We start from the raw sequence: 11,758 nt of genomic DNA on the forward strand, positions 1-11,758 counted from the left end.
CAGCCGAGATGGCAAGGAATTAGCAACAAGTAAGTAACTAGATTGTACGATTGCGGTATGACTAAACATAGACTCTTGTTGGTAGACGGCTCCAGTTACCTGTATCGGGCCTTTCATGGCATGCCAGACCTCCGAAATGCGGCTGGGGAGCCTACCGGGGCGGTCTATGGCATGGTCAATATGATGCGGCGGGCTAGGGCCGAGATCCAGGCGGACCACTTGGCCTGCGTTTTTGATGCAAAAGGCAAGACTTTTCGGGATGAGATATACCCCGAATACAAGGCAAATCGCAGCTCCATGCCGGAAGACTTGGTGGCGCAAATTGAGCCGATTCATGAGCTGGTCAAGGCCCTAGGTTGGCCCGTTTTGGTCGTTTCGGGGGTGGAGGCAGACGATGTCATTGGTACGCTGGCCAGGCAAGCTACTGAGGCAGGCTGGGACACCATCATCTCGACTGGCGACAAGGATTTGGCACAGCTGGTCAATCCCTCGGTATCGCTGATTAACACCATGACTGATGAGAGGCTCGATGTCGACGGTGTGACTCAAAAGTTTGGCGTTCCGCCTGAGCGCATTGTCGATTACCTCACCATCGTGGGTGATGCCGTGGATAACGTACCCGGAGTCCCCAAGGCTGGACCGAAGACGGCAAATAAATGGCTAGCAGAATACGGTGATTTAGATCAATTGATGGCACGTGCAGATGAGATCAAAGGTGTCGTGGGCGACAACCTTCGTGCCAGTCTGCCCTGGCTATTGCGCGCACGGGAACTGCTCACCGTCAAACTGGACTGCGATCTCAATGAACATATTCCGGGCCTCGACGATTTGCATGCCAAGCCAGAGAATTTACCGGTATTAAAAGAGTTCTTCGAGCGCTTTGCATTTAAAACCTGGTTGCGTGATGTGGAAAAGCGGTTGAGTGAAGAAGGCGCTACAACAGTAAGTGGAGCCACAAAAAATGATGCTCCCGTATTTGATTTGGTGGGCGACTCGGCCTCATCGCCGAGCGCAGTTTCATCAAAATCAGCTCATCCACCAGCACAAACACCAACCATTCCCGCAAAAGATGCGACGGAGCAAAACGCGATTGAGCGTCGATACGAATGCGTGGTTGATCAAACAAGACTCGATGCCTGGCTCGCCAAAATAGCTGCTGCTGATTTGGTGTGCATTGATACGGAAACTACAGGGCTTGATGCATTGGTAGCCGAGCTCGTCGGAATTTCACTCAGCGCAGAAGAGGGGGTTGCCTGTTACATTCCACTGGCGCACCGCACGGGCGAGGATCAGCTCGATCGCCAATCAGCCTTGGATCAGATGCGCCCATGGTTAGAGGATCCCAAGTGCCACAAAGTCGGGCAGAACCTCAAGTACGACGCCCATATCTTTGCGAACTACGGTATTGCCTTACGCGGGATACAGCACGACACTTTGTTGGAGTCCTACGTACTGGAATCCCATTTGGCCCACAATATGGATAGCTTGGCGGAGCGCCACTTAGGCGTGAAGACCATCCGCTACGAAGAAGTGTGCGGTAAGGGCGCGCATCAAATTGGCTTTGATCAAGTTGATCTGGCAACGGCAACCAACTATGCCGCAGAAGATGCCGACATCACCTTGCGCCTGCATCATTTCCTGTGGCCGCAGATCGAAAGTAGTCCTGGCTTACGCTATGTATACGAACAGATCGAAATGCCAGCCATGCGTGTACTGGGAGTGATGGAGCGCAATGGCATTCGGATTGACTCGGCGCGTTTAGCGGCCCAAGGGCTCGAAGTGGGTAAGCGACTCTTGGCCTTAGAGGGTGAGATCCATGCGCTTGCGGGCCAGCCATTTAATATTCAGTCACCAAAACAAATCGCCGAGATTTTATTTGGGCAATTGCAATTGCCAGTGATTAAAAAAACACCATCGGGCGCGCCCTCAACCGATGAAGAGGTATTGCAAAAACTGGCTGAAGATTTTCCCTTGCCGGCGAGAATTTTGGATTACCGCGGCCTTGCAAAACTGATGTCAACCTATATTGAGAAATTGCCACGCATGGTGAATCCTAAAACCGGGCGCGTGCATACCAATTTCTCGCAGGCCGTTGCAGTGACAGGGCGCTTGGCATCAAGCGAGCCCAATATGCAGAACATTCCGGTACGCACCGAAGAGGGTAGACGAATACGCGAAGCGTTTGTGCCAGCGGCAGGTTGCAAGTTGTTGTCTGCCGATTATTCGCAAATTGAACTGCGCATCATGGCGCACATTGCGGAAGATGAAAGTTTGTTAACCGCATTTGCAGCAGGTAAAGATATCCATCAGGCAACTGCCGCTGAAATTTTCGGTATTCCGCTCGAGCAAGTATCGTCAGAGCAGCGCCGCTATGCCAAGGTGATTAACTTTGGTTTGATTTATGGCATGAGTGCGTATGGCCTTGCAGGTAATTTGGGTATTGAGCGCGCCGCTGCACAAAAATACATCGCTACTTACTTTGAGCGTTATCCCAGCGTAGCCCACTACATGGAAGAAACCAAGCTACAGGCGCGGGAGCAGGGTTATGTCGAAACTGTCTTTGGTAGACGACTTTGGCTGCCCGAGATTAAGGGCTCGAATGGCCCCCGCCGGCAGGGCGCCGAACGTGCCGCCATCAATGCGCCGATGCAAGGCACTGCAGCCGATTTAATTAAATTGGCGATGGTTGCGGTCCAGAATTGGCTCGAGGCTGAAAACCTGAAAACACGCATGCTGCTGCAAGTGCATGATGAACTGGTCTTTGATGTGCCTTTAGACGAGCTGGATTACGTGCAAAAGGCGCTACCGGGGCTGATGTGCTCGGTCGCAAAACTCAAGGTACCTTTGCTGGTGAGTATCGGTGTCGGTGATAATTGGGAAGAAGCGCATTAATCAAATGAAATGAGGAGATGAATATGAGCACGAATCGCAGAGACTTCATGAAGGCATCGGCTGTCACGGCAACTGGCCTGGGCGTCGGTTTTGTTGCGGCATCCCAACCGGTTCTTGCGCAGGCAATTAAAACCGACTTTGCTGGCATCAAAGCGGGCGAACTATCCATTCCATCGGGCGGCATTCAGATGCCTGCCTATGTATCGCGTCCCGAAAAGGCCAAGGGGCCATTACCGATCGTGATTGTGTGCAGCGAGATTTTTGGTGTCCATGAATACATTGCGGATGTCACCCGCCGTTTTGCGAAGTTGGGCTACCTCGCGATTGCCCCTGAATTTTTTGTGCGTGCGGGCGATCCCAATACCTATGGAACCGTAGCTGAAATTTTTAGCAATATTGTTTCGAAAACACCGGATGCGCAGGTTTTGGGCGACATTAAAGCAGCGATTGCATGGGCTGGTGCTAATGGCGGTGACGTAAAGCGCGTCGGCGTTACTGGCTTTTGCTGGGGCGGCCGCATTACGTGGCTCTCTGCCACGATGCCTGAAGTGCGCGCAGGCGTTGCCTGGTACGGTCGTTTGGTCGGTGAAAAAACAGCCGGCAATCCGCTTCACCCAGTCGATATTGCGGCAGACCTGAAGGCCCCTGTACTGGGTTTGTATGGTTCAGCCGATACCGGCATTCCACTGGAGAGTGTGGATAAGATGCGCCAAGCGTTGGCTGCGGCAGGATCAAAAAATCTTGCAGCCAAAGCATCGCGTTTTGAGATTTACCTCGATGCACCCCATGCGTTTCATGCGGATTATCGTGAGACCTATCGTGCTGGCCCTGCAGCCGATGGTTGGGTGAAGTGCTTGGATTGGTTTAAGCGGAATGGAGTGGCATGACCGATCTGCAGCTCATCGTTTTAGTAACAGCAGGTGCAGGCCTCACTAGTGTTCTGATTGCGGCTAGCTTATCGCTGGGTGTTTTAGCGAAGCTAGTCGATCGCATGGTGAGCATTTCAGTTGGGATTTTGCTCGCCACCGCATTACTACATTCCTTGCCAGAGGCATTTGAGATGCCCGGGGTGGATGCCCATGTGCTCTTTGGGGTGCTCTTGGCAGGATTGCTGGGCTTCTTTTTACTTGAGAAAGTCGCGCTACTGCGCCATAGCCACCATCATGAAGGTGATGGCCACGACCACCACCACGGGCATGATGCAGAAGAAGCCGGTCAAAGCGGTTGGATGATTTTGATTGGCGATGGTCTGCACAACTTCGTCGATGGTGTGTTGATTGCTGCCGCATTCATGGTTGATTTTGAAGTGGGCATGTTTACTGCAATTGCCATTGTGGCCCACGAGATTCCGCAAGAGATTGGTGATTTCATTGTGCTCATCAATGCCGGCTTCTCACGCGCACGCGCATTGCTCTACAACGTGATCAGTGGCGCGCTCTCCGTATTAGGCGGCGTGCTTGGCTACTACTTTTTGGAAAAAGCCAATGCGGCAATGCCCTACTTACTCGTGATTGCCTCGAGTGGATTTATTTATATTGCGGTCAGTGATTTAATTCCGCAAATGCACCGCAGATCGCATTGGCGCGAGTCTTTGCGCCAAATCGCCCTGATTAGCTGTGGCGTTGGCCTAGTTGTATTGCTCTCGCGCGGACACTAAGTCACTCCACAAGAGCAAGCGATCTAGGTGGTAGCAATCGGCCGTTTTGGATCGGTGCACCACTCGCTCCAGCTGCCGACGTACAAACGGGATCCCGATAAGCCGGCTACTTCCATTGCTAAGAGATTATGGCAAGCACTCACACCAGAGCCACACTGATTGATCACCTTGTTTGCAGGGATGCTACCCAGCAAAGCTTTAAATTCAGTGCGCAAGACTTCAGGTGATTTAAATTGCCCTGCACTTAAGTTATGTTTAAAGAAGCGATTTAGTGCTCCTGGAATATGGCCACCAACCGCATCTAAGGTTTCATTTTCCCCACGAAAGCGATCTTCAGCGCGCGCATCGATCATGCAATGGCCCAGTAAATTTGGATCTGCAATGCATTCTTCGATGGCGTCTACAGTGACTACGCCCACCCATTCCTGCGGAGTTGGAGTTACTTTTAAGGGCGCAATGACCGGTGGAATGGTACCAATCGAGCCATTCCATGCGGAGAGGCCGCCATCCAAGACTTGGACATGGGCATGCCCGCTGGCTTTAAGCATCCACCACAAGCGGCTTGCATAGACGGAGCCGTGATTATCGTAGGCAATCACGCTTGTCTTTGCATCAATGCCAAGGCGCTGTCTTGTATCTGCCCATGCTTGCGGACTCGGAAGCGGATGACGACCGTTGCTCCCTGTTTTTTCAGCAGAGAGATCGCGATCCAGATCGACGTAGATAGCGCCCAAGATATGACCTACGTTATAGGCTTCACGACCCGCTTGCGGATTAGTTAAATCAAAACGGCAGTCGCAGATCAGAATGTCTGCGCCCGTATTAACGAGCTCTTCTAATTGATTGGGCGTGATGAGTGGGTGCATAGCGCAAGCTCCTTGTGAGTCGTCGGCAAGAAAAAATAGTCTACCGTGAATGCAACTGCAAGCCTAGTTAAAACTGCATCTCCCGGCGATACCATTCATGAAAATGCTGCATCCCATCTTCCATTGGACTTTGGTAGGGGCCAACTTCGTTTACGCCCCGTGCCAGGAGTGCGGCGCGACCGGCATCCATGCGCTCTGCAATCTCATCATCTTCGATGCAGGTTTCCATGTATGCGGCGCGTTCAGCCTGCACGAATTCACGTTCAAATAGGGCGATTTCTTCAGGGTAGTAAAACTCCACAATATTGCGGGTTTTATTGGGGCCCATGGGATGCAAGGTTGAAATGCACAGCACGCCTGGATACCACTCAACCATCACATTGGGATAGTAGGTCAGCCAAATAGCACCATGCTGCGGGGGTTTATTGCCATGGTGGCGCAGCACTGCATCATGCCATTGACGGTAGACCGGGGAGCCTGGGTTGGCGAGGTTTTTGTGGATACCTACCGTTTGTACGCTGTGCCAATCGCCAAATTCCCAATGCAAGTCTTCGCAGGATACAAATTGACCAAGCCCTGGATGAAAGGGCACCACATGGTAATCCTCGAGGTAGACCTCAATGAAGGTTTTCCAGTTGTAGTTGCACTCGTGCACCTCAACGTGATCGAGCATGTAGCCGGTAAAGTCTAAATCGTTAGCCACACCCAATTTGCCTAAGTCTTTTGCAACATCGCGCGGACCCTCAAACAGCATGCCTTGCCAGTTTTGCAAAGGCGATTTACCTAAATGTAAACAGGGCTTATCGCCAAAATGAGGCGCTCCTAGTAATTGCCCCTCTAAGTCATAGGTCCAGCGGTGCAAAGGGCAAACGATGGTATCGACTTGGCCTGAGCCATTGAGCATGAGGGCCTGACGATGGCGGCATACATTGGAGAGGAGTTCAACACCTGCGCTATTTCGAACCAGTAGCCGCCCTTCATTTTCGGCAGAGAGGGTGCGGTAGGAGCCTTGATCTGGAACCATGAGTTGATGACCAACATAGCCCGGGCCCTGCTTGAAAAGCAGCGCCATTTCGCGCTGATATAAATCAACGTCAAAGTAGGCCGAGACCGGCAACTGCAGATTGGACGGCGCAAGTTGCTGCGCGGTAGCCAGATTAGTCATTCTCCCCACCCCCGAAAAAGTCAGCCGAAGCTAAGCGGAACAACCAATCCAACCATCGAAAGATCGATATTGGAAAGGAAGGAAGGGATTATACCCACCGATGACTGGGGCTCGCTTTTATAGGAAGGCGCTGCTTTGGTGGAAAATCAGGCATGATTTAGCCATACGAGCCATATAACCCCTATTATTTTCCGGAAAACTGCGCATGCCAGCAAAAAAATCCGATGCCGCCTCCAGTGGCACAGAGATCCAAATTGACCCAGCCCTACGCTATGAGCAGGCTGTCAAAGAACTTGAAAAGCTCATTGCTGATATGGAGTCAGGTCAGTTTTCGCTGGAAGAAACCCTGGCCGCTTATCAGCGGGGAGCTGCTTTGTTGCGTCATTGCCAGGGCGTCTTAGCGCAAGTCGAGCAGCAGGTTCGGGTATTCGAGGCCTAATCCGATGACATTTGATTTTGGAGTGTGGTTACAGGCCGGCTCAGCGCGCGCCGAAGCAGCCTTGGATCGTCGTCTGGATTCTGCCCAGTTACTACCGCAACGCCTCCACGAGGCCATGCGCTATGCAGCCCAAGGTGGCGGTAAACGCATTCGTCCCCTACTCGTGTTTGCGGCGGGTGAGTTGGGGAACGCCAATCCCAAGGTGCTCGATGCTGCAGCCGCCGCGATCGAGATGATTCATGCCTATTCCTTGGTGCACGATGATCTGCCGTGCATGGATGATGATGATTTACGTCGCGGCCGTCCTACCGTACATAAGGCATTTGATGAGGCAACGGCGCTCTTGGTTGGTGATGCTCTGCAAACCAAAGCGTTTGAAGTATTGGTCGATACCGAAGGCACGGCGGAGATGCGCTTATCCCTGATTGGTGAACTCAGTAAAGCCTCAGGCTCGCTTGGTATGGCTGGTGGCCAAGCGATTGATTTGGAGAGTGTGGGTCAAAAAATTGATCTGACTGCCCTTAAGCAAATGCACGCCATGAAAACCGGTGCTTTGCTGAGCTGCGCCGTTCGCATGGGGGCGATTGCTGCCCAGCTCGATGCAACTGCAGTGAATCAATTGACGCAATACTCGACTGCACTTGGACTCGCCTTTCAGGTGGTAGATGATGTGCTCGATGCAACTGCCGATAGCCAAACCCTGGGTAAGACTGCGGGTAAAGATGCGGCAGACGATAAGCCAACCTACGTTACGCTGATGGGCTTAGAGTATGCTCAAAATCAAGCGAAAGAATTACAAGCCCATGCTTTAGATAGTCTTGCACTGTTTGGTCCCAAGGCGGATGCACTGCGCGCACTGGCGCGGCTGGTAGTAGAGCGCACACACTAATTATTTTTTTAACCACGTTCTAACTACGATGATGTTGAATACGATTAATGATCCTGCTGATTTGCGTAAATTGGAACGCGAGGCATTGCCGGCGCTAGCCGATGAGCTGCGTCAATTTGTCATTGATTCGGTATCCAAAACCGGCGGACACTTATCGTCCAACTTAGGTACGGTCGAGTTATCGATTGCACTCCATTACGTATTTGATACCCCGCGTGATCGCATTGTGTGGGATGTCGGACATCAAAGTTACCCCCATAAAATCTTGACGGGTCGCCGAGAGCGCATGAGTACCTTACGGCAATTTAATGGCCTCTCTGGATTTCCGCGCCGCGCAGAAAGTGAATACGATATCTTTGGTACTGGGCATTCCTCGACGAGTATTTCTGCGGCGATGGGCATGGCCAGGGCGGCGCAAACCAAAGGGGAGAAACGGGTTGCGGTCGCCGTGATTGGTGATGGTGCCATGAGTGCTGGTATGCCGTTTGAAGCCATGAACAATGCTGGCGTCTATGATGATTTGCCTTTGATCGTGATTCTGAACGACAACGACATGTCGATTTCGCCAGCAGTAGGAGCGCTCAATCGCTACCTTGCACGCCTACTCAGTGGCAATATTTATTCTGCAACGAAGAAAGGCATTGATAGTGTTTTATCGATTGCGCCGCCCTTGCGTGAGTTTGCGAAGCGCTTAGAAGATCATGCAAAAGGCATGGTCTCACCATCGACGATTTTTCAAGAATTTGGTTTTAACTATTTTGGCCCGATCGATGGTCACGATTTAGATGCCTTGTTGCCCATGCTGCAAAACGTTCGACGACTAGCGTTAGAGGGCGGCGGCCCACAGTTTTTACATGTCGTCACGCGCAAAGGCCAAGGGTATATGTTGGCAGAAGCCGATCCAGTTCTGTATCACGGCCCCGGTAAATTTAATCCCTCTGAGGGCATTCAAAAGGCAAGTAACACCAAGCAAACCTTTACGCAGGTATTTGGTGAGTGGCTCTGCGATATGGCGCATGCTGATCCCTTACTGGTCGGCATTACACCTGCGATGCGTGAGGGATCGGGCTTGGTTGAGTTTGAAAAGCGCTACCCCGATCGTTACTACGACGTTGGCATTGCAGAACAGCACGCCGTTACCTTTGCTGCGGGCATGGCCTGTGAAGGTATGAAGCCGGTGGTGGCGATTTATTCCACCTTTTTGCAACGTGCCTACGACCAGCTGATTCACGATGTGGCGATTCAGGATTTGCCAGTCGTGTTTGCGCTCGATCGCGCTGGCCTAGTGGGCGCCGATGGCGCAACTCATGCTGGCGCGTATGACATTCCCTTCTTGCGTTGCATACCCAATATGCTGGTGATGACTCCGGCCGACGAGTCGGAGTGCCGCGATTTACTCACTACGGCTTATCGTCAGCCGCACCCGAGTGCTGTGCGTTACCCGCGGGGATCCGGGGCTGGCGTTAAGCCTTCAGCTGAATTGCGTAGTTTGCCTTTGGGTAAAGGCGAGATACGCCGCGAGTCGACTGCAGTGGCTGGCAAACGGCTAGCCATTTTCGCGTTTGGCACCTTGCTGTACCCTGCACTCGATGTGGGTGAGCTACTTAATGCAACCGTAGTGAATATGCGTTTTGTAAAACCCTTGGACGTCGATTTACTAAAAGCAGTTGCGACGAGCCACGACTACCTCGTGACGATTGAGGACGGTGCAATCATGGGGGGCGCTGGCAGCGCTTGCTTAGAGGCGCTGATCCAATTGAATATCAATAAGCCAGTATTGCAATTGGGCCTGAAGGATGAATTCATTGAGCATGGTGATTACAACTTACTGATGTCGCGCTGCGGTCTGGATGCGGATGGCATTAAGACGTCAATTGCCACTCGCTTTCCCGCCGCTTTGCAGAGTTAGGCGGCAGTTAAGTCCCAGCGTGGCTTAACGTCAAAAGCGGTAGTGTCGCTGTCTTGATGTCCTGCGAGTAAACGCAAAGCCCCCGCAAAGGCAATCATGACGCCGTTATCGGTGCAGAGTTGCAGCGGTGGGTAGTGCACCTGAAATTGATCGCGTAGGGCGCGTGCATTGAGCGCTGCTCGCAGTTGTTTGTTAGCGCCCACTCCACCCGCTAAGACTAAGTCACGGAAGCCTGTTTGCTTGATGGCTTTGGCTGACTTCTGCACCAATACATCCACGAGTGACTCAACAAAGGCATGGGCGAGATCGGCGTCAAACTGCGCTTTATCGTCTGTGCTCTCAGGGCTAAAGCGATTGACTTGATTTAGGACGGCTGTCTTGAGGCCCGAGAACGAAAAATCCAAATCGCCTGAATGCAGCATGGGCCGGGGCAAATCAAAGCGCCCTGGTTTGCCACTCTCCGCCAATAGCGATACCGCAGCGCCGCCGGGGTAGTCCAAGCCTAACAACTTAGCCGTTTTATCGAATGCCTCGCCGGCAGCATCATCGACGGTTTCCCCGAGGAGTTCATATTGACCCACCCCCTGCACCGCCATCAGTTGGGTATGGCCACCCGATACCAAGAGAGCAATAAATGGAAAACGGGGGGCGGATTCACCTAAAAGGGGGGAAAGCAGGTGGCCCTCGAGGTGGTGCACCCCAATGGAGGGTTTGTTTAGAGCCAGAGCCAGAGACCGGCCAAAGGCAGTGCCGACCAAAAGGGCCCCAGCAAGCCCAGGACCTTGGGTATAGGCAACCGCATCAATCGAATCGAGGGGCAGGCTAGCCTCGTCTAAAGCCTGCTCAAGCAGGGGTAAAACCCGGCGAATATGGTCTCTAGAGGCTAATTCAGGGACAACGCCCCCGTATTCACGGTGCATGGCAACCTGAGAGTGGAGGGCTTGGCCTAATATGCCCAGGCCAGCCGCTTGGCCAGCTTCCCAGTTTTTAGTGTCATAAACCGCGATTCCGGTCTCGTCACAGGAAGTTTCTATGCCCAAAACGATCATTTTTAATTAAGCCGTGCTAGAATCCGTGATTCAGTTAATTTCGATTATTCGAGCATATACGAGTTAAACCAGCATGACTACAGTCCGCCTCCGCGAAAACGAGCCTTTTGAAGTGGCATTACGCCGTTTCAAGCGCACCATTGAAAAAAACGGTCTTTTGACTGACTTGCGTGCCCGCGAGTTTTACGAAAAGCCAACTGCAGAGCGCAAGCGCAAAAAAGCTGCTGCCGCAAAACGCCATTACAAGCGTATTCGCAGCCAGATGTTGCCTAAAAAGCTCTACTAATAAGGGCAGTCCGAATACAGGCACTCCATTCATCGAGTTGCCAACAAGCCCGCTGACGGTAAAACGCAGCGGGTTTTTGTTTTTTTGTTGTGGTACTAATAGACACCAAGACATTCAATAATCGCAAGGAAATGCAATGAGCCTAAAAGACCAAATCACCGAGGATATGAAAAATGCTATGCGCGCTAAAGAGGCCGAGCGTTTAGGTGCGATTCGCCTTTTGCTGGCAGCGATCAAACAGCGTGAGGTTGATGAGCGCGTGGTAGTGGATGATGCTGGCGTGATTGCGATTGTCGAAAAATTAATCAAGCAGCGCAAAGATTCCATCAGTCAGTTTGAAAAAGCAGGCCGCGCTGATTTAGTGGCGATCGAAGCCGCTGAGATGGCCATCATGCAAGCGTACTTGCCAGCACAGTTATCCGATGCCGAAGTGGCTGCCATTGTGACTGCAACCATCAAACAACTTGGCGCCAGTGGACCGCAGGACATGGGTAAGGTGATTGGCGCGCTTAAGCCGCAACTTGCAGGCAAAGCTGATATGGGCGCGGTATCTGGCCTCGTGAAAGCGGCGCTCGCTCAGTAAGCTTAAAGCAAAGCGCATCATGG

Annotated in this window: 11 protein-coding genes; 8 read left to right on the plus strand and 3 right to left on the minus strand. The window is 52.2% G+C overall.

The window, feature by feature from the left end:
• Positions 1 to 57 precede the first annotated feature (57 nt).
• The 3 genes from polA to Q8M75_RS04790 are packed head-to-tail and all read left to right on the plus strand — an operon-like array spanning position 58 to position 4,549.
• Complete coding sequence (gene polA / locus Q8M75_RS04780; protein WP_305486737.1) at positions 58 to 2,892, plus strand: DNA polymerase I; 2,835 nt, start codon at positions 58 to 60, stop codon at positions 2,890 to 2,892.
• A gap of 23 nt (positions 2,893 to 2,915) precedes the next feature.
• Entirely contained in the window at positions 2,916 to 3,779 is an 864-nt protein-coding gene (locus Q8M75_RS04785; protein WP_305486739.1) for a dienelactone hydrolase family protein, read from the plus strand.
• The gene (locus Q8M75_RS04790; protein WP_305486740.1) at positions 3,776 to 4,549 is read left to right on the plus strand and encodes a ZIP family metal transporter; all 774 of its coding nucleotides are present in this window, start codon (positions 3,776 to 3,778) and stop codon (positions 4,547 to 4,549) included. The genes Q8M75_RS04785 and Q8M75_RS04790 overlap by 4 nt, the downstream gene beginning before the upstream one ends.
• A 23-nt stretch (positions 4,550 to 4,572) precedes the next feature.
• Here Q8M75_RS04790 and Q8M75_RS04795 read toward each other — a convergent pair whose 3' ends face one another.
• Both Q8M75_RS04795 and Q8M75_RS04800 read right to left on the minus strand, forming a co-directional pair.
• Complete coding sequence (locus Q8M75_RS04795; protein ID WP_305486744.1) at positions 4,573 to 5,415, minus strand: sulfurtransferase; 843 nt, start codon at positions 5,413 to 5,415, stop codon at positions 4,573 to 4,575.
• 67 nt (positions 5,416 to 5,482) lie between these two features.
• On the minus strand, positions 5,483 to 6,580 hold the full coding sequence (locus Q8M75_RS04800; RefSeq protein ID WP_305486746.1) for an aromatic ring-hydroxylating dioxygenase subunit alpha: 1,098 nt from the start codon (positions 6,578 to 6,580) through the stop codon (positions 5,483 to 5,485).
• Positions 6,581 to 6,785: 205 nt separating this feature from the next.
• Here Q8M75_RS04800 and xseB point away from each other — a divergent pair, with 205 nt between their 5' ends.
• From xseB to dxs, 3 genes are read left to right on the plus strand one after another with little or no spacing between them, the layout of a single operon-like run.
• Positions 6,786 to 7,019: an exodeoxyribonuclease VII small subunit gene (gene xseB, locus Q8M75_RS04805; protein ID WP_305486748.1), complete on the plus strand. Its 234-nt coding sequence runs from the start codon at positions 6,786 to 6,788 to the stop codon at positions 7,017 to 7,019.
• 4 nt (positions 7,020 to 7,023) lie between these two features.
• Positions 7,024 to 7,908, plus strand: coding sequence for a polyprenyl synthetase family protein (locus tag Q8M75_RS04810; RefSeq protein ID WP_305486750.1), 885 nt, complete (start codon positions 7,024 to 7,026; stop codon positions 7,906 to 7,908).
• Between the two features lie 28 nt (positions 7,909 to 7,936).
• On the plus strand, positions 7,937 to 9,817 hold the full coding sequence (dxs, locus tag Q8M75_RS04815; protein ID WP_305486752.1) for a 1-deoxy-D-xylulose-5-phosphate synthase: 1,881 nt from the start codon (positions 7,937 to 7,939) through the stop codon (positions 9,815 to 9,817).
• Here dxs and tsaD read toward each other — a convergent pair.
• Entirely contained in the window at positions 9,814 to 10,866 is a 1,053-nt protein-coding gene (gene tsaD / locus Q8M75_RS04820; RefSeq protein WP_305486754.1) for a tRNA (adenosine(37)-N6)-threonylcarbamoyltransferase complex transferase subunit TsaD, read from the minus strand. The two genes, dxs and tsaD, sit on opposite strands and share 4 nt — an antisense overlap.
• 73 nt (positions 10,867 to 10,939) lie before the next feature.
• Between tsaD and rpsU the strand changes: the two genes are divergently transcribed.
• Positions 10,940 to 11,152 carry a 30S ribosomal protein S21 gene (gene rpsU, locus Q8M75_RS04825; protein WP_011903537.1) on the plus strand — a complete coding sequence of 71 codons (213 nt, stop codon included), beginning with the start codon at positions 10,940 to 10,942 and terminating at the stop codon, positions 11,150 to 11,152.
• 136 nt (positions 11,153 to 11,288) lie between these two features.
• A complete protein-coding gene (locus Q8M75_RS04830) occupies positions 11,289 to 11,735 on the plus strand; it encodes a GatB/YqeY domain-containing protein (protein WP_108469605.1) in 447 nt (148 codons plus the stop codon).
• Positions 11,736 to 11,758: the final 23 nt, after the last annotated feature.

Origin of the sequence: Polynucleobacter sp. (assembly GCF_030693775.1) — a bacterium.
Lineage (GTDB): Bacteria > Pseudomonadota > Gammaproteobacteria > Burkholderiales > Burkholderiaceae > Polynucleobacter.